The sequence below is a fragment of the Pseudoalteromonas sp. TAE56 genome (assembly GCF_000497955.1).
GTDB lineage: Bacteria > Pseudomonadota > Gammaproteobacteria > Enterobacterales > Alteromonadaceae > Pseudoalteromonas.
Genome location: NZ_AUTN01000143.1, coordinates 12,532 through 36,437 on the forward strand (window position 1 = coordinate 12,532; position 23,906 = coordinate 36,437).

Annotated in this window: 22 protein-coding genes and 2 pseudogenes; 14 read left to right on the top strand and 10 right to left on the bottom strand. The window is 39.8% G+C overall.

Features of this window, described 5'->3' with window-relative positions; translation table 11 throughout:
* Positions 1-97: 97 nt before the first annotated feature.
* Both pilB and yacG read left to right on the top strand, forming a co-directional pair.
* Positions 98-1,774: a type IV-A pilus assembly ATPase PilB gene (gene pilB, locus L656_RS0117360; protein WP_024600139.1), complete on the top strand. Its 1,677-nt coding sequence runs from the start codon at positions 98-100 to the stop codon at positions 1,772-1,774.
* 114 nt (positions 1,775-1,888) lie between these two features.
* Positions 1,889-2,119: a DNA gyrase inhibitor YacG gene (gene yacG / locus L656_RS0117365; RefSeq protein ID WP_024600140.1), complete on the top strand. Its 231-nt coding sequence runs from the start codon at positions 1,889-1,891 to the stop codon at positions 2,117-2,119.
* A 74-nt stretch (positions 2,120-2,193) separates the two neighbouring features.
* On the opposite strand, the gene L656_RS0117370 is transcribed toward yacG, so the two are convergent.
* Complete coding sequence (locus L656_RS0117370; protein ID WP_024600141.1) at positions 2,194-2,682, bottom strand: Spy/CpxP family protein refolding chaperone; 489 nt, start codon at positions 2,680-2,682, stop codon at positions 2,194-2,196.
* Positions 2,683-2,859: 177 nt separating this feature from the next.
* Between L656_RS0117370 and L656_RS0117375 the strand changes: the two genes are divergently transcribed.
* From L656_RS0117375 to L656_RS0117385, 3 genes and pseudogenes are all read left to right on the top strand, one after another.
* Positions 2,860-3,549, top strand: coding sequence for a response regulator (locus L656_RS0117375; protein WP_024600142.1), 690 nt, complete (start codon positions 2,860-2,862; stop codon positions 3,547-3,549).
* Positions 3,527-4,913: pseudogene (locus tag L656_RS01000000122395) on the top strand (ATP-binding protein). The gene L656_RS0117375 and the pseudogene L656_RS01000000122395 overlap by 23 nt, the downstream one beginning before the upstream one ends.
* Before the next feature lie 3 nt (positions 4,914-4,916).
* Complete coding sequence (locus L656_RS0117385; RefSeq protein ID WP_024600143.1) at positions 4,917-5,864, top strand: alpha/beta fold hydrolase; 948 nt, start codon at positions 4,917-4,919, stop codon at positions 5,862-5,864.
* On the opposite strand, the pseudogene L656_RS01000000122400 reads toward L656_RS0117385, so the two are convergent.
* Positions 5,824-6,620 (bottom strand): annotated as a pseudogene (locus tag L656_RS01000000122400) (cation diffusion facilitator family transporter). The gene L656_RS0117385 and the pseudogene L656_RS01000000122400 overlap by 41 nt on opposite strands.
* Positions 6,621-6,797: 177 nt before the next feature.
* Here L656_RS01000000122400 and trmL point away from each other — a divergent pair.
* Entirely contained in the window at positions 6,798-7,262 is a 465-nt protein-coding gene (gene trmL / locus L656_RS0117395) for a tRNA (uridine(34)/cytosine(34)/5-carboxymethylaminomethyluridine(34)-2'-O)-methyltransferase TrmL (RefSeq protein WP_024600144.1), read from the top strand.
* Between the two features lie 68 nt (positions 7,263-7,330).
* On the opposite strand, the gene gpsA is transcribed toward trmL, so the two are convergent.
* The 4 genes from gpsA to L656_RS0117415 are packed head-to-tail and all read right to left on the bottom strand — an operon-like array spanning position 7,331 to position 9,582.
* Positions 7,331-8,338: an NAD(P)H-dependent glycerol-3-phosphate dehydrogenase gene (gpsA, locus tag L656_RS0117400; RefSeq protein ID WP_024600145.1), complete on the bottom strand. Its 1,008-nt coding sequence runs from the start codon at positions 8,336-8,338 to the stop codon at positions 7,331-7,333.
* Positions 8,339-8,341: 3 nt separating this feature from the next.
* Positions 8,342-8,827, bottom strand: coding sequence for a protein-export chaperone SecB (secB, locus tag L656_RS0117405; RefSeq protein ID WP_024600146.1), 486 nt, complete (start codon positions 8,825-8,827; stop codon positions 8,342-8,344).
* Between the two features lie 34 nt (positions 8,828-8,861).
* Positions 8,862-9,119, bottom strand: coding sequence for a glutaredoxin 3 (gene grxC / locus L656_RS0117410; protein ID WP_024600147.1), 258 nt, complete (start codon positions 9,117-9,119; stop codon positions 8,862-8,864).
* A 31-nt stretch (positions 9,120-9,150) separates the two neighbouring features.
* Complete coding sequence (locus L656_RS0117415) at positions 9,151-9,582, bottom strand: rhodanese-like domain-containing protein (protein WP_002957784.1); 432 nt, start codon at positions 9,580-9,582, stop codon at positions 9,151-9,153.
* Between the two features lie 546 nt (positions 9,583-10,128).
* Between L656_RS0117415 and gpmM the strand changes: the two genes are divergently transcribed.
* Genes gpmM through L656_RS0117435 form a run of 4 tightly spaced genes read left to right on the top strand, consistent with a single transcriptional unit; the run spans position 10,129 to position 14,928 of the window.
* Positions 10,129-11,673 carry a 2,3-bisphosphoglycerate-independent phosphoglycerate mutase gene (gene gpmM, locus L656_RS0117420; protein WP_024600148.1) on the top strand — a complete coding sequence of 515 codons (1,545 nt, stop codon included), beginning with the start codon at positions 10,129-10,131 and terminating at the stop codon, positions 11,671-11,673.
* Between the two features lie 3 nt (positions 11,674-11,676).
* Positions 11,677-12,816, top strand: a complete 1,140-nt coding sequence (locus L656_RS0117425; RefSeq protein ID WP_024600149.1) for a murein hydrolase activator EnvC family protein — start codon at positions 11,677-11,679, stop codon at positions 12,814-12,816.
* Positions 12,817-12,850: 34 nt separating this feature from the next.
* A complete protein-coding gene (locus tag L656_RS0117430; RefSeq protein ID WP_024600150.1) occupies positions 12,851-14,116 on the top strand; it encodes a S41 family peptidase in 1,266 nt (421 codons plus the stop codon).
* Between the two features lie 50 nt (positions 14,117-14,166).
* The gene (locus tag L656_RS0117435) at positions 14,167-14,928 is read left to right on the top strand and encodes a divergent polysaccharide deacetylase family protein (RefSeq protein WP_024600151.1); all 762 of its coding nucleotides are present in this window, start codon (positions 14,167-14,169) and stop codon (positions 14,926-14,928) included.
* A 158-nt stretch (positions 14,929-15,086) separates the two neighbouring features.
* Here L656_RS0117435 and rpoH read toward each other — a convergent pair whose 3' ends face one another.
* The 4 genes from rpoH to ftsY form a co-directional block, all read right to left on the bottom strand.
* On the bottom strand, positions 15,087-15,950 hold the full coding sequence (rpoH, locus tag L656_RS0117440; protein ID WP_024600152.1) for an RNA polymerase sigma factor RpoH: 864 nt from the start codon (positions 15,948-15,950) through the stop codon (positions 15,087-15,089).
* A 296-nt stretch (positions 15,951-16,246) separates the two neighbouring features.
* Positions 16,247-17,233, bottom strand: coding sequence for a permease-like cell division protein FtsX (ftsX, locus tag L656_RS0117445; RefSeq protein ID WP_007582840.1), 987 nt, complete (start codon positions 17,231-17,233; stop codon positions 16,247-16,249).
* On the bottom strand, positions 17,230-17,907 hold the full coding sequence (ftsE, locus tag L656_RS0117450) for a cell division ATP-binding protein FtsE (protein WP_007582842.1): 678 nt from the start codon (positions 17,905-17,907) through the stop codon (positions 17,230-17,232). The genes ftsX and ftsE overlap by 4 nt, the downstream gene beginning before the upstream one ends.
* An 87-nt stretch (positions 17,908-17,994) precedes the next feature.
* Entirely contained in the window at positions 17,995-20,184 is a 2,190-nt protein-coding gene (ftsY, locus tag L656_RS1000000122860; RefSeq protein WP_076915779.1) for a signal recognition particle-docking protein FtsY, read from the bottom strand.
* A gap of 207 nt (positions 20,185-20,391) precedes the next feature.
* Between ftsY and rsmD the strand changes: the two genes are divergently transcribed.
* The 4 genes from rsmD to dnaG all read left to right on the top strand — a co-directional run bounded on the left by rsmD (position 20,392) and on the right by dnaG (position 23,820).
* A complete protein-coding gene (gene rsmD / locus L656_RS0117460) occupies positions 20,392-20,997 on the top strand; it encodes a 16S rRNA (guanine(966)-N(2))-methyltransferase RsmD (protein ID WP_024600154.1) in 606 nt (201 codons plus the stop codon).
* Between the two features lie 145 nt (positions 20,998-21,142).
* Positions 21,143-21,358: a 30S ribosomal protein S21 gene (gene rpsU, locus L656_RS0117465; protein ID WP_002957797.1), complete on the top strand. Its 216-nt coding sequence runs from the start codon at positions 21,143-21,145 to the stop codon at positions 21,356-21,358.
* A gap of 19 nt (positions 21,359-21,377) precedes the next feature.
* Positions 21,378-21,824: a GatB/YqeY domain-containing protein gene (locus L656_RS0117470; RefSeq protein WP_007586535.1), complete on the top strand. Its 447-nt coding sequence runs from the start codon at positions 21,378-21,380 to the stop codon at positions 21,822-21,824.
* Between the two features lie 244 nt (positions 21,825-22,068).
* Complete coding sequence (dnaG, locus tag L656_RS0117475; protein WP_024600155.1) at positions 22,069-23,820, top strand: DNA primase; 1,752 nt, start codon at positions 22,069-22,071, stop codon at positions 23,818-23,820.
* Positions 23,821-23,906 lie beyond the last annotated feature (86 nt).

Sequence of the window (23,906 nt, forward strand, 5' to 3'; positions counted from 1 at the left end):
TTAGTTAGTAAAATCACAACAAAGAATGAAAGGTGATGTAATCACCTTCTTTTTTCTGATAAATTGCTAACTATTGAAGGAATAAAACAGGTGCGCAATGAATATTAACTCACCGTTATTGAGAAAATTTATAACCCTTGGCCGCATAGATGCCGACACGGTTAAAAACAAACAAAATGAATTTGCCTCAACAGCTGAGCTTATTTCTAAATGTGGAAAAATCGATAGTAAAGATTTAGCTGAACAATGTATTGATTTGTTTCGCGTACCTTATTTTGATTTAAAAGACTTTGACCCAACAAAAATCCCGGCAGATCTCGTAAAAGAAAAACTCATACGTAAACATCACATTTTGCCGCTTGTTCAAAAAGATCGAAAAGTTTATATAGCCGCATCAGACCCAACAGATTACGGCGCATTCGAAAACTTTGAATTTAGTACCGGTCTCTCATGTGAAATTGTTGTTGTTGATTATATTCAACTCGATAACAAAATTGAGCAGTTGCTAGATGCCACTGGTAGCTTAAATCTAACTGATGACGAGTTTCAGGAATTTGCTGATTTAGACTCAGAAAGCCAAAGAGATACAGCACCACAAGATGACGATAAAGATGATGCGCCTATCATCGTTTACATCAACAAAATTTTAATGGATGCCATTAAAAAAGGCGCCTCTGATTTACACTTTGAACCGTATGAGCACAAGTACCGTATTCGTTTTCGTATTGACGGCATTTTGCATGAAGTGGCAAGCCCACCTAATACATTAGCAACCAAGCTTTCTGCGCGTATTAAGGTTATGTCGCGACTCGATATTGCCGAAAAACGCAAACCACAAGATGGTCGTATAAAACTAAAAATTACTGAACGCAAAAGTATCGACTTTCGTGTAAGTACCATGCCTACCTTGTGGGGTGAAAAAATAGTAATGCGTATCCTTGATTCATCAAGCGCTATGTTAGGCATTGATGTATTAGGCTATGAGCCTGAGCAGAAAAAGCTCTACATGGATGCACTTGCCCAGCCTCAAGGGATGATATTGGTAACAGGGCCAACGGGTTCTGGTAAAACAGTATCGCTATACACAGGTTTAAATATATTAAATCAGCCAGAGCGCAATATTAGTACTGCGGAAGATCCGGTTGAGATTAACCTTGAAGGTGTAAACCAAGTACAAATTAATATTAAAGCCGATATGACTTTTGCCAACGCACTGCGTGCATTTTTACGTCAAGATCCTGATGTAGTTATGGTAGGTGAAATACGTGACTTAGAAACCGCAGAAATATCAATAAAAGCGGCGCAAACAGGTCACTTGGTTTTATCAACATTGCATACAAACTCAGCACCAGAAACAATCACCCGTTTATTAAATATGGGTGTGCCCGCTTATAACGTAGCAAGCTCAATAAGCTTAATTATAGCCCAGCGTTTAGCACGTCGTTTGTGCCCCAAGTGTAAAACGCCGGAACAACTTCCGAGTGAAGAACTGACTCGCCAGGGGTTTAGTGCCGATCAAATTGAAGAAATGACATTATATACGCCTAAAGGGTGTGATAGCTGTACCGATGGTTATAAAGGGCGTGTGGGTATTTACGAAGTAATGCAAATTACCCCTGAAATTGCCCAAATTATTATGCGCGGTGGTAACTCGCTTGAAATAGCAGATGTATCACTTAAAGCCGGATTTAATAATTTACGTTTATCGGGTTTACGCAAAGCAGCCGATGGTCTTACATCCCTTGCTGAAATTAATCGCGTGACTAATTTTTAAAGGTCCATAGTAAAAGTGACAAGGTTCTGAAAACTAAACTCAGAGCCTTACTTATACCTAGAGACTCATATCTAAGTAATGTAAAATGCAGAAAAAGATTGTAAAGAGTAAATTATGCCTACTGTTGTAAACTGCCCGTCCTGCAAAACTAAAGTTGAATGGTCAGAGCAAAGCCCATTTCGCCCTTTTTGCTCCAAGCGCTGTCAGCTAATTGATTTGGGTGAATGGTCGTTTGAAAATAATAAAATTTCTGCGCCAATCACCTCAGCAGAAGAGTTTAGCCAAGACATGATTGAAGATATTGAAGCTATGCTGGCTAAAAATGAAGATGACTTTTTTAAGTAAACGCTGAATTTTTCATTTAAAAGCACAAAAGCCAGCGCGATGCTGGCTTTTTAGTGTTCAATATAATTGAACGATTAGTCTTTTTGCTTACGATGCTTTTTATTCATACGCTTTTGTATTTTAGCAAACTTCTCTTTTTGCTCAGCGTTAAGAACTTGCATTACTTGGTGCTGCGTTTTTAGTTTGATTAAACCAAATTGCTCACCTTTTTCGCGGCGTTCGCTTAATAGCTCTTTAGCTGCATTTTCGTCAAATGTTGCCGCCGAAAGTAACGCATCCATTTTTGCTTTGTGCGTTTCACGCATTGCTTTACGGGCTTCTTTATCGTCGCCGCGTAATGCTTTCATTTGTGTTTTTTGTGCTTCAAAAATAGCTTTTAGCTTAGTTTGCTGTTCATCTGTTAGGCTTAATTTTTCAACGCCGCGATCAGAAAGTAAAAAACGAGCTTGAGAATGGCCTTGCTTATGCCCGTCGCCTTTAGCTAATACGCTACCAGCGCCAAGAGTTGCTGTTGCTAAGCCACAAATAAGTACTAATTTTGATAGTGTGCTTACTTTAGTCATAATCATTACCTTAATATTGAATTGGTTGGTTGAGCGATTGTGGCTGCTAAGCCAGTGAGTTAACTATACCTAACTCAACGCAAAGTAACGCAAAGCAGTGTAAAGGTTGTGTAAAGATTCACCTTTGCACTATTTAGCGGGTAAAATAACGCTATAAACAACTCTAAGGGTTTGTAAATGAAACTATTAATGATTGATGACGATACGGGCCTTTGTGAGCTATTAAGTGAATATTTAACTGCTCAAGGCTTTGAAATACAAAGCGTACACGACGGTGAGCAGGGCCTTAAACTAGCACAAGCAAACGACTACGCACTTATACTGCTTGATGTAATGCTACCAACGCTTGATGGCTTTGAAGTACTCAAACAACTTAGGCAAACAAAGCTCACCCCTGTAATAATGCTTACTGCAAAAGGTGAAGACTTTGACCGTATTTTTGGTTTAGAGCTAGGCGCTGACGATTATATTCCAAAGCCTTTTAATCATCGTGAATTACTAGCCCGCGTAAAAGCGATAACACGCCGTATAGAGCACATTAATAGCTTAAATGCAGCTACAACGAGTAAGTTACTCGTTAATGGTATTACTGTTAACCTTGCAGCGCGAGAGGCCTCAATAGACAGCTCTACACTAACCCTTACCGGTACAGAGTACGAAATACTCACGCTATTGTGTAAAAATGCAGGCGAAGTTGTTAGTAAAGAGCAAATTAGCGAAGAAGTGCTAGGCAGGCGTTTAGCTTCTTTTGATCGCTCCATTGATATGCATGTAAGTAATATCCGTAAAAAAATTGCGGAGCATATTCCAGGCGAGCGAATTAAAACAATGCGAGGTACAGGTTATGTCTTTATCCAAGGCGAATAAAAGCACTTACTTTGCTTGGTTAAAGCACCCTGGGCACTACCTATTTTTTAAAATATTTATTTGGTTTTGGTTAACTATAATCGGCACCGTAGCAGCGCTTATATTTTTAAGTAATATTACCGCTATTAATGCGGTATCTAACGAGCCACTTTATGGGCCGATGAAAAAAAACCTGATATATACCGCTAAAAGCATTGAGCGATCTGCTGTTAAACATAAGCGCACCCTAAGCGAAGTATTAGTTCACCCTCGCCTATCAAAGCGTAAACTTTTATATTTAAGCGCAGCACAATCCGATGACTCACTTAGTAATAAAGAAGTGCCAGAGAGCATCGACTTAAGTTTATTAAACTTTACTCAAAACATGTCACCGCAAATTATTTTCACTGAAAAATACCAAGCCTTCGGCCCTGTTAATATAAAAGTGCCTGAAGGGAGTTTTTATCTTTATGAAATAGATATTAACCATCAACCGCCGCTAATAATGCGCTTTAAGCTAATGCCTAATTGGATGAAAATAGTCATCGCAATTGTTGCATCTCTCATTTTAAGTTTTGTATTTAGCCGTAACTTAATAGCCCCTATAAATAGCCTTAAAAAAGCAGCTATTAAATTATCTGCGGGTAACTTAAGTGCAAGGGCCGATATTTCTGTAAACCGTAAAGATGAACTCGGAATACTTGGGCGAGATTTTAACAGCATGGCTAATCAGTTAGAGCTTTTAATTAGCTCACAAAAACGCTTATTAGCCGACATATCACATGAATTACGATCGCCTCTTACACGTTTAAAAATGGCTACNTAGCCAATCGTATTTATTACGCATAGAAAAAGAAGCAAACCAGCTCGATAAAATGATTGCAGACGTGCTGCAAGTTTCTCGCTTAGAAGCAAAAAGCCAAGCGCTTTCACTGCAAAAACAATCATTACAAATAATTGTAGATCACGTTATTAACGATGCGCAGTTTGAAGCAAAACAAAATAATAAGCAGCTAAATATAGTGGGCGCTGTAGACGTAAATATTAATTGCGACGAAAGCCTTATTGCCAGCGCACTTGAAAACCTATTACGCAACGCTATTAAATACGCAAATAATACTATTAGCATTACTCTAAAGCATGCTGATGCCATTTATATAGAAATATGTGATGATGGCTCTGGTGTGCCAAATGAGCAACTGGGCAAGCTTTGCGAGCCCTTTTTTAGGCAATCAGATGCGCGCGACCGCGTAAGTGGTGGCACGGGTTTAGGTCTCGCGATTGCTAAAAATGCTATTACTGCGCATGGCGGCAGTTTAGTATTATCAAATAAAGAACAAGGTGGTTTGTGTGCTAATATAACCTTGCCATTAATAAAAGAGTAAAGCATGTTTTATAGTAGTGAGCGTGAGCTTAAAAGTAATCAAATAACAATTAATAACTTTTATAAAAACACGCTAATTAAAGCTTATTTAGATACGCCTAACGGGCAATTATTTTATGCTTATGCCATACCTGATAAAGCTAAAACTGCCATTGTAATAAGCTCGGGACGCCTTGAAGGGTTAGATAAATATAAAGAGCTGTTATGGGAGCTTTATAATAATAATTTTGCCATATTCATAGTCGACCACCAAGGACAAGGCCGCTCTTATCGCCATCTACTAAATAAGCATAAAGGCCATGTTAATGAATTTAAAGATTACAGTGCCGATCTAAACTTATTTAATACACAAATTGTCGATACTTATTGGCCGGGTAAAAAAGTATTAGTGAGTCATTCAATGGGCGGCGCTATTGCTTTTGATTACCTTGCGCATTTTGAACACAATTTTAGTGGCGCGTTTTTATCAGCGCCTATGCTTGATATTTACACAAAAAACACACCAAAACCTTTAGCTAAATTGATAGCCAGTACCGCGACCCTTTTGGGCCAAAAAGACAACTACGCACTAGGTCAAACCGATTATACACCGGATGAATTTGCTACAAATGTATTAACCAGTAGTCCAGTGCGTTACGAGCTATTTAGGCAAACATATCAAGAAGAGCCATTACTACAGCTCGGCGGTGTTACTTACGGCTGGCTAAATGCGACGTTTGCATTTATAACTTCTGTGGATAACTTGAGCGTGACTATTCCACTTTATATTGCCAGTGCGCAAAACGACGAAGTGGTTGATAACAATGCCCAATACAAATTAGCAAACAGACATGCAAATACAGTGCTTAAAAGCTTTGAAGGCGCTAAACACGAGCTGTTTTTTGAACGTGATGAAATACGCCAGCCATTGCTTAAGAGCTTGTATCAGTTTTGTGAGTCGGTGACGGCTTAACAAGTACCGACAAAGGGTCGAGGTGGATCAGTATATCTACCTCAGACTCAAAGCGTTCGCTAAGCATTGCCTCTACTTCATCAGCCACATTGTGCGCGCGAATCAAACTTAAATGGTCATCAAGCTCTAAGTGCATTTGGATAAACTTAACTTTCCCGCCTTGGCGCGTACGAATATCATGCACACCATATACATCTGCATGGGCTCTGGCTATATCAAATATGCTTTGTTTTTCATCGTCTGGCAGTTCTTTATCCATTAAATGATCGGCACTATCGCGAGCAATATCCCAGCTGTTATAAAGTAAGTAACCCGCTACACCTATCGCAAAAACAGGATCGGCATACAACACGCCATAATAAGCTAACAAAATAGCTAATAGCACAGCGGCATTTAATATTAAATCACCTTTGTAATGTACTGAGTCGGCTTTTATAGCAATTGAATCGGTATACTTAACCACCTTGTTTTGTACAAATACAATGACCAGCGTACACGCAATAGCAAAAATACTTACCCACACACCTAATAAAGAATGGCTTAACTGTATAGGGTTAAATAATCGCTCAATACCATGAAAAGCAAGTAGGCAACCTGAGCCCGCAATAAAAGCGGCTTGCCCAAGTCCAGCAAGTGCTTCGGCTTTACCGTGCCCAAACCTATGGTCATCATCTGCTGGGCGCAGTGCATAACCTAACACTAAAAAACTCATGGCGGNCCAGAAGCCAGCCACGCCCATGTTTTTGCGCCAATCATTAAACTAACCATTACCATGGTAACAATGCTGGAAGTTTTAACCCAAAATTCGTAGCTACGATTATGCACGTTTTAATCCGATAATTAGGAGTACTCAATAGTGTGAGTATATCATTTTTTTGAAGGGTTTCGTGTATACTGAAAATCGTTAAACTACAGATTATTTAAAGGTTCACTATGCTGGATATTGTTTTATACCAACCTGAAATACCGCCAAACACTGGTAATATTATTCGCCTATGTGCCAATACCGGCTATGCACTACATTTAATTGAGCCGTTAGGTTTTGAATGGGACGACAAACGAGTAAAGCGTGCGGGCCTTGATTACCACGAATTTAGCCATGTTCAACGCCATGCTTCTTTTGAAGATTATCTTGAGAAGTGCAAGCCTAAAAAAGTATATGCATGTACAACCAAAGGTAGCCAATTCCATCATGAAGCTAACTACGAAGCCGGCGACTGCTTAGTATTTGGACCTGAAACCCGCGGTCTACCTGATGATATGATCCAAGCACTGCCAAAAGAGCAACGTGTACGCATTCCTATGCAAGCCAATAGCCGCAGCATGAACTTATCAAACGCAGTAGCCGTGTTTGTTTACGAGTCGTGGCGCCAGTTGGGCTTTCCTAACGCACAATAAACACCTTGTACCAAACAACAAAAAACCGACGTAACGTCGGTTTTTTAGTTTTATAAACGCTTATAAAGTTATTCAGAACGTTGCTCTCGACCTAACAGCGCCATTGCAGCTTCTTTCATATCTTTATTTTCATAAAGCACTTTATAAATTTGCTCGGTAATCGGCATTTCTACACCGCTACGTTGTGCTAATAAATACACTTCTTTGGTATTTCTAAAGCCTTCAACTACTTGACCAATTGACTCAATAGCAGCATCGACGCTTTCGCCTTTACCCAGCGCTAAACCAAATCGACGATTACGTGATTGGTTATCTGTACACGTTAGTATTAAATCGCCAAGGCCTGCCATTCCCATAAAGGTTTCTGGCTTAGCACCAAGAGCGCAACCTAAACGAGTAAGCTCTGCAAGGCCTCGGGTTATAAGCGCGGTACGCGCATTAGCGCCAAAACCAACACCGTCCGAAATACCGGCACCAATGGCAATTACATTCTTAACCGCACCACCGAGCTGTATACCAATAAAATCATCATTGTTATACACACGGAATGAGCGACCACAATGAAGTAAATCAGCGAGTTGCTGAGCAAATTCAGGTGACGTAGAAGACACAGAAATAGCTGTAGGTGAACCCATCGCCATTTCTTTTGCAAACGTAGGACCCGACAGTACTGCAAGTGGAATATCATCACCTAATTCTTGCAAAGCAACTTCTTGTAATAAACGGCCTGTATTAGGCTCAAGGCCTTTTGTGGCCCAAGCAACTTTAGCGCCTTCTTGCAGTGCAGGTTTTATCTGGGCAAGTGTGTCGCCAAAAGCATGACTTGGCACAACAACAAGTACAATAGCGCTGCTAGCAACGGCATGTTGTAAGTTAGCGTCAAGAGTCAGAGTGTCTGGGAAAGGAGCATCAGGTAAGTAACGTTGATTTTTCCGCTCAGCTGCAAGCGTGGCAACGTCGTCGCTATTTCGTCCCCAAAGTGTCACGTTGTGACCATTTCGGGCTAAACAAATAGCAAGGGCGGTGCCGTAAGACCCCGCCCCTAATACAGTAACAGCTGTAGTTGCTGTACTCATAGGTTATGCGTCTGCTGTAACCTGGTCAGCTTGCGCAGTACGTTGTTGCATGTATTGTGCAAACAATGCGTCAAAATTAACTGGCGCAAGGTTAAGCTGTGGGAAAGTACCACGGTTAACAAGGTTTGAAACAGCTTCGCGTGCATATGGGAACAACACGTTAGGACAAAATGCACCAAGCATATGTGCAAGCTGCACTTCTTCAACTTCAGCAATAGTAAAAATACCCGCTTGTTGAATTTCACATAAGAACGCAGTTTCTTCACCAATAGACGCAGTTACTGTTAGCGCTAAAACAACTTCAAATACACCTTCGTCCAGCTTGTTTGAACGTGTATCTAGGTCTAGCTTAACTTCTGGCGTCCACTCTTTTTGAAAAATAGCCGGAGAATTTGGCGTTTCAAACGATACATCTTTAGTGTAAATACGTTGAATAGTAAATTGTGCGCCGTCTTGTGCAGCGGCCGCGTTTTGATTTTCTTCGTTCATTGTTATTCCTAACTTGTTCGTTATTATAATTAAATTAAGCGTTTAACTTAGCGTCAAGTTTACCTTGCGCTTCAATAGCCATCATGTCGTCGCAGCCACCGATATGTTCATCATTAATAAAAATTTGCGGTACTGTGCTTGCGCCACCGGCTTTAGCAATCATTTCAGCGCGTAGTTCAGGCTGTACACCAATATCATAATTAGTGTATTCAACGCCTTTGCTATTTAAAAGCGAAAGAGCACGCTGACAAAATGGACAATACGCCTTGGTGTATAAAACAACATTACTCATAATAAATCCTCTATCGGCCTAGCTAAACTGATTAGCGACCTGTTGTAGTTGGTAAGCTGGCAGATTGCCACGCACCCATGCCACCTGCTAATAAGTAAACTCGTTCAAAACCAGCTTTACTCATAGCGGCTGCAGTACCTTGGGCAGTCATACCTGTAGTACATACAACTATAATGGGTTTAGTCTTGTACTTTTCAAGGCTTGAAAAGTCAGATTTTTTCGCATTCTCTGGGCTCAAATGCTCAGCACCAGAAATACGCCCTGCATTAAACTCTTTTTGCGCACGTATATCGATTACTTGACCGTCATCACGGTTAATAAGTAACGTAAGCTGCTGAGGATTTATTTGACGAACAGCTGAAAGCTTACTCTTTATCCAGCCACTAACAATAAGGAAAACAATACCAACCCAAGCAAGGCTTAAAATGGGATGATTTGTAATAAATTCAATATATTGATCCATTCTACTTCCACTATGAAATTATGTTTTAAACCTAGGGCGTGTTGGCCTTTGTAGATTGAAATTTGTTCAATCTAGGGGCGATTAAATCGCGGCGCAAGATTTGTAACCTAGTGGGCTAAGTAAAAACCGAGCAACAAAGAGGTAATAGTCCCTAGAAAGAACCCAACGGGCAGCGTATGTTTGGTATTTATGCTACGTTATCGCCTATTTATGGGGAGTAACCACACTTCATAGGCTCTGCCTTGCCTAAAAACCAAACATACTGCTGCAAATTCAACCACCAAAGTGCAACACGCCCTAATATTTTAAGGATTTTGTACTTTAGCCACGCAAGTATACCCAAACCAACCTAAAATGCGAGTTTAGGAGCACTTAGAGACGTTTAAAAAACGATAAAGTCCCCCATATATAGTAGTAAGTGAAAAAATTTAATATCTTGTTTTCAATGCTGATCCTAGCTTAAAAACACGGTATGCTAAAACCACGCTAATAAACCTTTTTAGGTGCACAGTATCCATCAACAGATACTAATTTTCAGGAGCTATTATGACAGAGCATAAAAAACCACTGGTATTAATGATTTTAGACGGTTGGGGACACCGCGAAGATACGCAAAGTAACGCCATTCTTGCAGCTAACACACCGGTATTAGACAATTTATGGGCCACTCGCCCACACACATTAATATCAGCTTCGGGTTTAGATGTAGGTCTTCCTGATGGTCAAATGGGTAACTCAGAAGTTGGCCATGTAAATTTAGGTGCTGGTCGCATTGTTTATCAAGATTTCACCCGTATCACAAAAGCTATTAACGATGGCGAATTTGATTCAACGCCAGCCTTAGTTGAAAATATAGATAAAGCCGTAAAAGCAGGTAAAGCAGTCCACATAATGGGTCTTTTAAGCCCAGGTGGCGTACATAGCCATGAAGACCATATAGTTGCTAGCATAAAACTTGCTGCAAAACGTGGCGCTAAAGAAGTTTACTTTCACGGCTTTTTAGATGGCCGCGATACACCTCCACGTAGTGCTAAAGCGTCAATCGAACGTATTGAAAAGTTATTTAGCGAACTTAAATGCGGTCGTTTAGCGTCACTTGTTGGCCGTTACTACGCAATGGACAGAGACAATCGTTGGAACCGCGTAGAAAAAGCTTACAACGTAATTGCATTAGCTGAAGGTGACTTTAATTTTGATAACGGCGTAGAGGCACTTAACGCAGCTTACGAGCGCGACGAAAACGACGAATTTGTTGCCGCTACAACTATTACACCAACAGGCGCCGCTCCTGCTTCAATAAACGATGGCGACACGTTAATTTTTGCCAACTTTAGAGCAGACAGAGCCCGCGAAATTACTCGCGCTTTTGTTGAGCCTGATTTTGATGGATTCGCAAGAAAAAGAACGCCAGAGCTTAGCGCATTTGTAATGATGACAGAATACGCAGCTGATATAGATGCACCTATTGCCTTTGGTTCAACACCGTTAGTAAACGTACTTGGTGAGTGGTTTGAAAAAAATAACAAAACACAACTTCGCATTTCAGAAACCGAAAAGTACGCACACGTTACATTTTTCTTTAGTGGTGGACGTGAAAGCGAATTTGAAGGCGAAACACGCGAGCTAATTCCTTCGCCGCAGGTAGCAACCTACGACCTACAGCCTGAAATGAACTCAGAAATGCTAACCGATAAACTCGTAGAAGCAATTAAAAGCGGTAAATACGATGCTATTATTTGTAACTACCCTAACGGCGATATGGTTGGTCACTCAGGTGTATTTGAAGCTGCTGTTAAAGCCTGTGAAGCTGTAGATAGCTGTATCGGACGTGTTGTTGATGCACTTGAAGAGTTTGGTGGTGAAGCACTAATAACAGCTGATCATGGTAATGCCGAGCAAATGGCTGATCTTAAAACTGGCCAAGCGCATACTGCCCACACTAGTGAACCTGTACATTTTATTTATGTTGGTCGCGATGCAGAGCCTATGCAAGGTAAGGCATTAAGCGATGTAGCCCCTACAATGCTTCACTTAATGGGCATGGAGCAACCAAGCGAAATGACTGGTACGCCTATCATGATGTTGAAATAACACATGAATAGACGTATTAACCGGTTAATTAAGTGCGGTTTAATACTAACTTCATTAGTGACTGCATCTGCAGTTGCTAATGAAGATCGTACTAAAAAAGACTTATCAGAAGTTCAAAATGCACTTGAGCAAAGCCAAGCTGAATATAACGCGCAAAGAAAAAAAATAGCGTCACTACAAAAAAACCTCAAAAGCCATGAACTCGATATAGCTAAAAATGCTAAAGCACTTAACATGGCAGAGCAATCAGTAAAAGAAACTAAAACACAGCAAAAAGAGTTGCAAAATAAAGCCGATGAGCTCGATAAAAAGCATGCACAATTTCAGAAAGTTTTAGCCGCGCAGCTCAAAAGCGCTTATATGGCCGGTGGCGACGATTACTCTAAAATGCTGTTAAACCAAGAAGACACTGCTAAATTTGAGCGCACACTTAGTTATTACAACTACTTAAATAAAGCTCGTATTGAACAAATTGAAGATCTAAAAGACCTTCAACAGCAAATAGTACAAAACCAAAAAGAGCTTGTTAAAACACAAGAAAAACTAGAACTTTTATTTGATGAGCAAAAAAGACGCCAAACCGCTTTAGTTAATGCACAAAGTGAACGCCAAGCAAATCTTAAAAACTTACAAGCTCAGCTCAACAGCACTAAAAGCTCAATAAATTATTTAAAAGAAAACCAACAAACTTTGGTAGCAACGATTGAAGAACTAGAAAAAGAAAAAACACAAAAAATTGAATTACTGGGCCTAAATAAAAATAAAGGTAAATTAGACTGGCCGAGCAAAGGCAAGTTAGAGCACACTTTTGGCCAACGTAAACATGGTGGTATTGATTGGAAAGGCGTATTAATTGGTGCAAAAGAAGGCACTAATATTAATAGCGTACATAATGGTCAAGTTGTATTTGCCGATTGGCTAAAAGGCTATGGTTGGGTAATTGTTGTAGATCATGGTGAGGGCTTTATGAGCCTATATGGCCACGCTCAAACATTGCTAAGAGATGTAGGCGACATGGTACGCGAAGGTGAAACACTTGCTTTAGTTGGCCAAAGCGGCGGACAAGCTAGTTCTGGTCTATACTTTGAAATACGCCACAAAGGACGCGCAGTAAATCCTATCAAATGGTGCAAACGCATTTAATTAAATTAATCGCTGCACCGCTCTGGAGCAGCTGATGACAACTAAAAAAACTGTAGTAACTACCATTGTTCAAAAAAATACAGGCTTTTATATAAGTCTATATTTACTCGTATTACTAACCTTAATTGCCTTTACTAGTAATGTACTAGCAAGCTCGATTAAAGATCTTAAAAGACAACAAATAGACGAAATACTCTTTAACATTCATGCCTACTACGTTGAAGATCTCACCTTACAAAATAGCCACCACATTAAATATAATAACCAGCAATTTGAGCGTTTATATTCAAAGCTCGACTCTTACTCTAAGTACTTAAATGAGCACGAACTAACCTCATTATTTGATAACACAAATGGCCGCTACACAGGTATTGGTATTGAGGTTAAAAATATCGACGAGAATATGACTATTGTTAATGTGGTTAATAACTCTCCCGCAAAAGCGGCGGGGATTTTACCAGACGATATTATTGTAAGTGTAAACAACCACGCAGTCCAAAATCGTACAATCGATGAAGTAGCAACACTAATAAGAAACAGTAAATTTTCAAATATAGACCTAATTATAAATCGTGATAACAATAAAAACCCACTCACGTTTCATGTAGCACGCCGCCAAATAAACCTCGAAAGCGTAACAAGCGAACTTCTAGATTTTGGTACTGGTTATATAGCTATAAATAATTTTTCTAACCACACATTACATGAGGTTGCTCTGCAAGTTGCTGCCCTGCAAAGCCACTTTGGTTACCCACTTAAAGGCTTAGTAATTGATTTACGCGATAACCCTGGGGGTACATTACAAAGCGCAGTGGCGGTATCAGACCTATTTTTACAAAGTGGCACTATAGTCACAACTAAAGGACGTTTTTACGATGCCAACCAAGCATTTTATGCAAAGCGTGGAGACATTCTAAAAAATGCCCCCATTGTTGTGCTTATAAACGAAAATTCAGCCTCTGCAGCCGAAATACTTGCAGCAGCACTCAAAGATAATAAACGAGCAACTGTTGTAGGCAGTCAATCTTTTGGAAAGGGTTCTGTGCAATCACTCATTCCGTTAGGTGATGGCAACACTGCATTAAAGCTCACCACAGCAAAATACTTTACGCCATTAGGTAAATCGATTGATGGAATAGGAATAACCCCAGATGTGGCGGTTAATCAAACAAACCTTTCACAAAGTAATAAAGCCGTTATAATAAAAAATGAACACACTAACAGTAACGCGCAATTACTTACTGGTAACTTAGCCGATTTACAATTAGTTAAAGCAAAACAATTACTCAGCATGCAATAGCTTGTATAAGCTGTATAAACAAAGCTAAAAAGATAATAAAAACTATAAACGTGAAAATAATAAAATGGCTAATATTAGCTATTTGTTTTAGCTCAGCAACAATTAGCGCCAAACAAATAGCGATAGTGATAGACGATATAGGCTATCATCAACGGGACTTAGAGTTCCTTTCCTTACCAGGGCAATTGTCGTATTCAATTTTGCCTCATACCCCTTATTCGCAAATTTTTGCAACGCTTGCCAGTCAATCAAATAAAGAGTTATTACTCCATGTGCCGATGCAAGCACTTAACGGTAAAGAACTAGGGCCTGGCGCGCTTACTTTAAATATGAATAAAGAGCAGCTTCAGCAAACTCTTGGAACAGCTCTCGCTAGTTTACCGCAAGTTAAAGGCGTTAATAACCACATGGGCTCAGCGCTTACGCAAAAAAGCCAAGCTATGAAATGGACAATGGAAGTACTTAAAAAGCGCCATTTATATTTTTTAGATAGCCGTACAACCGACTTAAGCCAAGCACAAAATGCTGCTAACTTTTTAGGTGTTGCTAATATTAGTCGCCAAGTGTTCTTAGACAATATAACTACACCAGAACAACTCCAGCTGAGGCTTGAAGAATTAAAACAACTCGCCACAACCCAGAGTTTTGCCATTGCAATTGCACACCCCTACCCTGAAACCATTGATTTCTTACGTGAAGCGTTACCCCAGTTAATAGAGCAAGGCTTTGAACTCGTGCCGGTTTCGCAGCTGGTTGAACGTAAATACATTCAGTTAGCGCAGGCTGAGGGAAAAGAGATTAGTGCTAGGTAATATAGCTTTCATACACGAATTACAAACTAACCATTCAATATGCATATTACTTGAAAGGATATTTTATCGTTGGGTTTCGCTTCGCTCAAACCAACGCGAAAGCAAAAAGCCCCGCATTCTCATGCAGGGCTTTTCAAATTTTGCTGCTAGAGCGGTGTTTAGCTCATAGCGCTTTGTAACTTTTTCATCGCTGTTTTTTCAAGCTGTCGCACACGTTCAGCAGATACACTGTACTTTTGTGCAAGCTCTTGAAGAGTCGCTTTATCATCCGACAACCAACGTGCGCTAACAATATCTTGTGAACGCTCGTCTAGTGTTTTAAGTGCACTAAATAAACGAGTATGCGCTTGCTCTTTCCACTGTTGTTGTTCAACGTCGTCAGCTAAGTCAGCTGCACCATCTGTTAAATACTGTACTGGAGAGTAAGTGCTAGTTGGTGCGTCGTCGTTATCATCGCCAGTTAGGTCAAAGCCCATGTCTTGGCCGCTCATACGCGATTCCATTTCACGTACTTCTTTTTCACTCACACCTAGCTCGCTAGCAACGGTGCTTACCTCAGCTTGATTAAACCAACCTAAACGCTTTTTGTTTTTACGAAGATTGAAAAACAATTTACGTTGCGCTTTAGTGGTTGCAACTTTAACTATGCGCCAGTTTTTAAGCACAAACTCGTGAATCTCGGCTTTAATCCAATGCACTGCAAACGATACTAAACGTACACCCACTGTAGGATCGAAACGTTTAACCGCTTTCATCAGGCCTATATTACCTTCTTGAATAAGGTCAGCTTGTGGCAAGCCGTATCCCGAGTAGCTTTTAGCAATATGTGCTACAAAGCGTAAATGCGACATAATGAGTTGCTTGGCAGCACTAAGATCGCCTTCATCCTGAAGCCTTTTAGCAAGTTCTTGCTCTTGTTCAACTTTAAGCATAGGGATAGTGCTTACCGCTTGAAGGTAACCGTCCATGCTTGCGCTTTGTTGTCCGACTGTAAGTGCCATTGCGTATAAATCTTTACTCATTTTTCACCTCGGTGATAAACATTTGAAACTATCTTAGCACTCTTTCTTTAAGAGTGCTAACCCCAATTTAAAACTTTTTAAAAGTATAAATCAAGCAGTTTTTTAGTATGGGTTTAGTCTACTACAAGCGACTGAATAAGTGATGAATTGAGGGATTGCAGCGGGTTAACTTCGCTGTATCACCTTATTTACAACTCATTACTTTATGGGAGGATAGTACACAAATATGACAGTTTTAATAACAGGAGGTACAACCCAGTCCGATACCATACGCACATCGAACTGAGTTGGTTCACTTATACTTTATCGGGTTCTATTTCTTTAATATATCGATTTACAGAAAGGTAAGAGCCTACAAATCCTAAGCTTGTTGCAAGTAACACTAAAAAGCCAAGCTCGTTAAGCGATAATCCAATTAACGAAAAGCTTGTTTGGTATACCCCTGCTACACTGCTCACAGCGCTTGAAAGCCACCACATCATTAGTCCTACGCATATAAAGGCAAACAAACCACCTATTACACCATACCAAATGCCCGTCCATAAAAATGGGGCATGTATAAAGGTGTTAGTTGCGCCAACTAGCTTCATGACTTGTATTTCTTCTTTTTTATCCATGATCGACAAACGAATAGTGTTACCAATAATAAGCGTCACTGAGGTAAGCAGTAATAATGCGATGGTTATTACGCTTTCTTTCAGTAAATCTAGTAATGCATTTAAACGCTCTAACCACGCTATATCGAGCTTACCAAAATCAACTTCACGTTCACTTTCTAATTTAGTTAACAGTACTTTAGCAGCATTTGGGTGTCTGTGACGTTTTGTTGGCGTAACCAGTACCACATCTGGTAATGGGTTCTTATCTAAATATTCTAAGGCCTGTCCAAATCCAGATACGTCTTTAAACTCAGTAAGTGCTTTTTGTTTTGAAATAAACTCAACACTTTCAACCTCTGGATATAACGCTAAGCGCTTTACTAATGTTTGCGTTTCTTGCTCGTTCATACTTTCTTTTACAAACAACGATATTTCACTCGCTTCTTCAAAACCACTACTTACTTGCTGTACGTTTTTAACGACAAGATAAAGTGTTGCAGGTAACGTTAGGCTCAAACCAAGTACAGCAATAGTCATCATAGACGCAAGCGGCGTACGCCACATTTCACCTAAGCTATGAACACCTTGGCGAAAAATATTAATAATGAAAAAATAACCGCCAGCTAATACTGATTTTTTTTGCTTGTCGTTACTATTTTGACGACTTTTAAAAAGTAAACTCATAGTGCTCCCTCAGCGAGCGGATCTTGAAGCATACGACCATCTTTTAAGGTTAGACTGCGGTACTTCATACGTGCAACCAAACCTAAGTCATGCGTAGCTATAAGAACAGTGGTGCCGTGTTTATTGAAGTCTTCAAACAGCTTTAGTATTTCCATTGAAAGCTCAGGATCAAGGTTACCTGTAGGTTCATCGGCTAACAAAATTGGTGGGGAGTTCACTATTGCTCTGGCAATACCAACACGTTGCTGCTCGCCTCCAGAGAGCATCGACGGATGACATTTTATTTTGTCTATCAGGCCTACTTTATCAAGCGCACCATGAACACGTTTAGCTATTTGCTTATGGTGAGTACCCTCAATAATAAGAGGCAGCGCCACGTTATCAAAAATAGTATAGCGCTCTAGTAAACGGTGGTTTTGAAAAATAATACCAATATCACGGCGAGCATAAGGAATTTGACGCGAGTTTACTTTATTTAAATCAACACCGTTGATAAATACACTGCCTGCCGATGGACGTTCCATTAAGCTAATTAACTTAAGCAACGTACTTTTACCCGCACCACTGTGACCGGTTAAAAAGGCAAGTTCACCCGGTTTAACATGAAAATTAACTTTTTCGAGGGCGCGGTGCCCTCCAGGATAAGTCTTACTTACTTGCTGAAAATTTATCATCTTTTTATTATGCCAATTCAATTAATTTACTAATAAAATTGGTATTCCTCGCAATTAAAAAGGGAGCAAGCTCCCTTTTTTGGTAAATTAAACGTCGTCCTCATCTTGGCTAAATAACGCATCAATAAAGTCATCGCTTTTAAAAGCGCGTAAATCATCAATACCTTCACCAACACCAATGTAACGAATTGGAATATTAAACTTATCTGCAACCGCAAAAATAACACCACCTTTTGCAGTTCCATCTAGTTTTGAAAGCGTAATACCAGTTAAACCAACGCATTGATTAAATAAGTTCACTTGGCTAATTGCATTTTGACCTGTACCAGCATCAATGGTTAGCATGACTTCGTGCGGCGCATCGGGATCAATTTTTTTCATTACGCGAGCTATTTTTTCAAGCTCTTGCATTAAGTTATCTTTATTTTGCAGGCGCCCTGCTGTATCAGCAATTAACACATCTATATTACGGGCTTTTGCAGCTTGGAATGCATCAAAGACAACCGACGCACTATCTGCACCTGTATGTTGGGCAATAACAGGAATGCTGTTACGTTCGCCCCAAACCTGAAGTTGCTCAACTGCAGCCGCTCTAAACGTATCACCAGCGGCCAGCATAACCGACTTACCTTCGTTTTGAAATTGCTTAGCCATCTTACCTATAGTCGTTGTTTTACCAACGCCATTTACACCCACCATTAAAATAACAAACGGCTTTTTATCTTCGGTAATTACTAAAGGCTGTTCAGCTGTTTTTAGCATCGCAGCCATTTCTTGTTTCATTAACTCATAAAGCGCATCACCATCTTTTAACTGCTTACGGTTCGCAGCATCAGTCAGGCTATCAATCAACTTCATGGTAGTGTCAACGCCTAAATCGGCGGTGAGCAGCTGCGTTTCAAGATCTTCAAATAATTCGTCATCTATTTTTTTACCACTAAAAATAGACGCAAAACCAGAACCTATATTAACGCGAGTTTTTAACAAGCCCTTTTTAAGACGAGAGAAAAACCCTTCTTTTTTCGGCTTTTCTGCTTTTTTAGCTTCTTCAATTGCAAGTTCTGCTGTAATACGTTCTTGTTCTAAACGCTCATTTTCTGCTTCTTCTGCAGTAATACGCTCTTGCTCTAAGCGTTCGTTTTCTGCTTGTTCAGCAGCAATACGCTCTTGCTCTAAACGTTCATTCTCTGCTTTTTCCGCAGCCAATCGCTCTTGCTCTAAACGCTCATTCTCTGCTTTTTCCGCAGCCAATCGCTCTTGCTCTAAACGCTCATTCTCTGCTTTTTCTAAAGCAATGCGCTCTTGCTCTAAACGTTCATTTTCTGCTTTTTCAGCAGCAATTCGTTCTTGTTCTAAACGTTCATTTTCTGCTTTTTCTAAAGCAATGCGCTCTTGCTCTAAACGCTCATTCTCTGCTTTTTCTAAAGCAATGCGCTCTTGCTCTAAACGCTCGTTTTCTGCTTTTTCTAAAGCAATGCGCTCTTGCTCTAAACGTTCATTTTCTGCTTTTTCAGCAGTAATGCGTTCTTGTTCCAAACGTTCATTTTCAACTTTTTCAGCAGCAATGCGCTCTTGCTCTAAACGCATTTGCGCTTCTTGTTCTGCTAAACGTTTTGCTTGTTCTTGTCTTTGTGCTTCAGCATCCGCTTGTTCTTTTGCTAGTAACTCAGCATTCGCTTGCTCTATTGCAAGCTTTTCAGCCTTTACAGCTTCATCCTTTTTTTCAAGGCGTATTTGCTCTAGTCGCTCAGCCTCTACTTTTTCTGCAGCCAATCGCTCTTGCTCTAACAGCATCTGCGTTTCTTGATCGGCTAAACGTTGTGCATGTTCTTGTCTTTGCGCTTCTGCATCAGCTTGTTGTTTTGCAAGTAATTCAGCATTGGCCTGCTCAATTGCAACCTTTTCTGCGTTTTCAGCACGCTCTTGCTCTAAACGTTTTGCTTCAATTTGTTCAGAAGCAATACGCTCCTGCTCTAAGCGCTCTGTTTCGGCCTCTGCTTTTAAACGTTCAGCTTGCTCCTGTGCTAGCTTTTCTTGCTCTAGACGTTTCGCTTCAATTTGTTCAGCAGCAATACGCTCCTGCTCTAAGCGCTCTGTTTCGGCTTCTGCTTGTAAACGTTCAGTTTCAGCCTGCTGTGCAAGCTTTTCTTGCTCTAGCTTCTGCGCTTCTTCTTGCGCTAATGCTTGTTGTTTATCAGCGGCTGCTTTTTGCTCTGCTTCTTTTTTATCTGACTTGCCAAAACCGAGCCACGACATGAATTTACTTTTTTTTGTCATACTTGCTAATAACCACTTATAAAAATCTGATAAACTAAAATTTGAAATAGCTTGGCAATGCCCAGCAATAGTTGCTAATAAATACAACCATTCAAAACGTAAGTGTTCAATAGTAACACTTTTAATACGGTTGAAAAATGAAGCTACGCGTAATCACGCATAATATTATCTGAGCTAGATACCATATACCATTTTTTAGTGAGCTAAATGAGAAAAAAAACAACGCAAAATAAAGCTACTAACAAGCCCAGTGATGGCTTTATTAGAGTGATTAGTGGCCAATTTCGAGGCCGAAAACTCCCTGTTAAAAATGTAGAAGGCTTAAGACCTACTACCGATCGAATTAAAGAAACTGTATTTAATTGGCTAATGCAAGATACGCGTGACACAAATGTACTTGATTGTTTTGCAGGTTCTGGTGGGTTAGGATTTGAAGCGCTATCTCGATTTGCCAAAAACGCCACATTTATCGAGCTCGACTCGTCAGCTGCCAAGCAATTAGAACTAAACATTAGCACTTTAAAGCTCGACAACGCATACGTTAAACATACTAATTCACTCTCCTTTTTAGAGCAAAAAAACACAAACGAAGCGTTTAATCTTGTATTTGTTGACCCACCATTTCGTAAAGATTTAGCGCAAACGACCTGTGATTTATTAGAAAAAAACCAATGGTTAAGCGATGATGCATTAATTTATGTTGAAGTCGAAACAGAGTTAACCACCTTTAACAACCCAAGCAACTGGTTGTTAATTAAAGAAAAAAAGGCAGGCCAAGTGTTTTGCAAACTCTACCAGCGCCAAGTAAATTAATACTGTTTTACATGATGCGTTTCTGTTAATATTGTCCTTTACATGTGGTGTTGCTTCGGATTACAATACCGCACCATTTTTGAACCACTTGATCAATGTTTGATCAACTTGAGCAACGCTCATAATTTAGGTAGGTGAATTTTTAATGCCAGTAATTAAAGTAAGAGAGAACGAACCGTTTGACGTAGCACTTCGTCGCTTCAAGCGTTCATGTGAAAAAGCAGGAATCCTTTCAGAAGTTCGTCGTCGCGAGCACTATGAAAAACCAACAGCTGAGCGTAAGCGTAAAAAAGCTGCTGCAGTAAAACGTCACATGAAAAAACTTTCTCGTGATAACGCACGTCGCGTTAAATTATACTAATATATTAGGTCTTGTATAAATGAGCCTTTTAATAACGCTAAAAGATGCGCAAAAAGATGCGATGAGAGCTAAAGACAAACAACGTCTTAACCCTATTCGTATGGTACTTGCTGCAATCAAGCAACGTGAAATTGACGAGCGCATAGAACTAGACGACGCAGGTATTACCTCCGTTATAGTGAAGCTTGTTAAACAACGTCGTGACTCTTACACTCAGTACAAAGATGCTGGGCGTGATGATTTAGCTGATATTGAAGCCAATGAAATAGTAGCACTTGAAACTTTCTTACCTCAAAAATTGAGTGAAGAAGAAATCATTGCTCTCATTGATGCGGCTATTGCTGATACTAACGCAGCAGGTATGCAAGACATGGGTAAAGTAATGGGTATAATCAAAAGCAAAGCCGAAGGTCGTGCCGATATGGGCAAAATCTCTGGTTTAATTAAGCAACGATTAACTGCCTAATACTCCCACATACATTAAAGTATGATTGAAGTGAACCGAGCCTTGCGCTCGGTTTCTTTGTTTTTAACTTTAATAAAAAGTACACCTATTAGGTTACTTTAAAATGAAATTTTTTATAGCTTCTCTATTTATTTTGCTATCATTTTGGTAAGTTAAAGCACGCTATATTTTGCATCAAGCAAGTATAAAAAAGTAAATTTCATATTCGTTATTCTTCTTATTATTTCAGGACTGTATTTTACTAATGGCTGGAAAGATCCCACGTAACTTTATAGACGATTTACTTGCCAGAACCGATATTGTCGACCTGATAGACTCAAAAGTAGGTCTAAAAAAAGCAGGTAAGGATTATCAAGCTTGCTGCCCATTTCATAACGAAAAATCGCCCTCATTTACCGTATCGCAAGACAAACAGTTTTATCATTGCTTTGGTTGTGGTGCTAATGGTAATGCAATTTCGTTTGTAATGGAGTATGAAAAGCTTGAGTTTGTAGATGCTATTGAAGAAATAGCAAGCATGCTTAACTTAGAAGTACCTCGAGAACAAGGCACAAACTCAGCACCAGAACGTACTGCTGCACAAAAGCGCTCTGATTACGATTTAATGCTTCATACTGCGCGCTTTTATCAACACCAATTAAAACACCACAGTAATTCTGCTGCCGTTATTGAATATGTAAAAGGCCGTGGTTTAAGTGGTGAAACAGTTAAAAAGTTCATGATTGGCTACGCTCCCAGCGAGTGGGATGGATTATGCCTTCAACTTGGCCGTAATAAAGAACAAAAAGAGCAGTTGGTTGAATTAAAACTAGCTTCAGAAAAAACACCAGGCAGACAATTTGATTTTTTCCGCGACCGATTAATGTTTCCTATTCGCGATAAACGCGGACGCGTTATTGCATTTGGTGGGCGTGTAATGCAAGCTGACCAAGGGCCCAAATATTTAAACTCGCCAGAGACCCGAATTTTTCATAAAGGCTTTGAGCTTTATGGGCTTTATGAAGCAAAGCAAGCCCATAAAAAACTTGAGCATGTAATGGTTGTTGAAGGTTATATGGATGTTGTTGCCCTAGCCGAACAAGGAATTGAATACGCTGTAGCATCTTTGGGCACAGCAACAACAAGCGAGCACATGCATACTCTGTTTAGAACAACAGATAAAGTAATCTGTTGTTACGATGGTGACAGAGCTGGCCGTGATGCAGCCTGGAGAGCGCTTGAAAACGCACTTCCTTATTTAAATGATGGTAAAGCACTGCAATTTGCGTTTTTACCTGATGGCGAAGACCCTGACTCTCTTGTACAAAAAGTGGGGAAGGAGCAATTCGAATTACGCCTAAGCCAAGCGGATGACTTTACTAAAGTATTGTTTAATAAATTAAGCCAAGAAGTAGATTTAACACTCGACTCAGGGAAAGCTAAATTACTCAGTGCAGCACTTCCATTAATTGAAAAAATCCCAAGTGAATTTTATCAAGAAAACATTCTTGAACAATTAGGGCGTTTAATCGGAAGAACACGTGAGCAATTAAATAACCGTTTAAAAACGCCAAAGCAACAGCATTCTATTGAACGTAAATTTAAAATAACACCGATGCGACAAGCGATAGGTATTTTAATTCAACATCCTAATTTAGCTAAAAATGTGCCGTACTTACCTGAACTCGCACAAATGAATATTGCTGGTATAGGGCTGTTGTTACGTTTACAAGAACAAGCTTTAGAGAAAAAAAATGTTACCACTGCACAATTGCTCGAATTTTTTAGAGGAACTGAAGATTATGAGCCATTAATCAAGCTTGCAACGTGGCAACACGACATAAATGAAGAACGTTTAGAAACGGTTTTTAAAAATACTTTCAAGTTTATTGAAGATCAGTGTTTAAATTATCGACTCGAGACCCTATTAATAAAGGACAAGACTCAAGGCCTTAGTAGCGATGAAAGACTTGAGTGTCATTTGTTAATGACAGCGTTAAAAGCGACTAACAGTTAGGGTCTGTTTATCTTTCGAGGTTAAGTTTACAGCAGTGTGTTTGGTATTTAGACAAGACAGAGCCTATGTAGTGTGATTATTCCACA

Coding starts and splice junctions, on each gene's coding strand:
- secB (WP_024600146.1), bottom strand. CDS start 8,827: ATGAACGAAGAAAATCAAAACGCGGCCGCTGCACAAGACGGCGCACAA.
- gpsA (WP_024600145.1), bottom strand. CDS start 8,338: ATGAGTACAGCAACTACAGCTGTTACTGTATTAGGGGCGGGGTCTTAC.
- L656_RS0117375 (WP_024600142.1), top strand. CDS start 2,860: ATGAAACTATTAATGATTGATGACGATACGGGCCTTTGTGAGCTATTA.
- L656_RS0117470 (WP_007586535.1), top strand. CDS start 21,378: ATGAGCCTTTTAATAACGCTAAAAGATGCGCAAAAAGATGCGATGAGA.
- rpoH (WP_024600152.1), bottom strand. CDS start 15,950: ATGAGTAAAGATTTATACGCAATGGCACTTACAGTCGGACAACAAAGC.
- grxC (WP_024600147.1), bottom strand. CDS start 9,119: ATGAGTAATGTTGTTTTATACACCAAGGCGTATTGTCCATTTTGTCAG.
- yacG (WP_024600140.1), top strand. CDS start 1,889: ATGCCTACTGTTGTAAACTGCCCGTCCTGCAAAACTAAAGTTGAATGG.
- ftsE (WP_007582842.1), bottom strand. CDS start 17,907: ATGATAAATTTTCAGCAAGTAAGTAAGACTTATCCTGGAGGGCACCGC.
- pilB (WP_024600139.1), top strand. CDS start 98: ATGAATATTAACTCACCGTTATTGAGAAAATTTATAACCCTTGGCCGC.
- trmL (WP_024600144.1), top strand. CDS start 6,798: ATGCTGGATATTGTTTTATACCAACCTGAAATACCGCCAAACACTGGT.
- L656_RS0117385 (WP_024600143.1), top strand. CDS start 4,917: ATGTTTTATAGTAGTGAGCGTGAGCTTAAAAGTAATCAAATAACAATT.
- L656_RS0117370 (WP_024600141.1), bottom strand. CDS start 2,682: ATGACTAAAGTAAGCACACTATCAAAATTAGTACTTATTTGTGGCTTA.
- dnaG (WP_024600155.1), top strand. CDS start 22,069: ATGGCTGGAAAGATCCCACGTAACTTTATAGACGATTTACTTGCCAGA.
- ftsY (WP_076915779.1), bottom strand. CDS start 20,184: ATGACAAAAAAAAGTAAATTCATGTCGTGGCTCGGTTTTGGCAAGTCA.
- rsmD (WP_024600154.1), top strand. CDS start 20,392: ATGAGAAAAAAAACAACGCAAAATAAAGCTACTAACAAGCCCAGTGAT.
- L656_RS0117415 (WP_002957784.1), bottom strand. CDS start 9,582: ATGGATCAATATATTGAATTTATTACAAATCATCCCATTTTAAGCCTT.
- gpmM (WP_024600148.1), top strand. CDS start 10,129: ATGACAGAGCATAAAAAACCACTGGTATTAATGATTTTAGACGGTTGG.
- L656_RS0117430 (WP_024600150.1), top strand. CDS start 12,851: ATGACAACTAAAAAAACTGTAGTAACTACCATTGTTCAAAAAAATACA.
- rpsU (WP_002957797.1), top strand. CDS start 21,143: ATGCCAGTAATTAAAGTAAGAGAGAACGAACCGTTTGACGTAGCACTT.
- L656_RS0117425 (WP_024600149.1), top strand. CDS start 11,677: ATGAATAGACGTATTAACCGGTTAATTAAGTGCGGTTTAATACTAACT.
- ftsX (WP_007582840.1), bottom strand. CDS start 17,233: ATGAGTTTACTTTTTAAAAGTCGTCAAAATAGTAACGACAAGCAAAAA.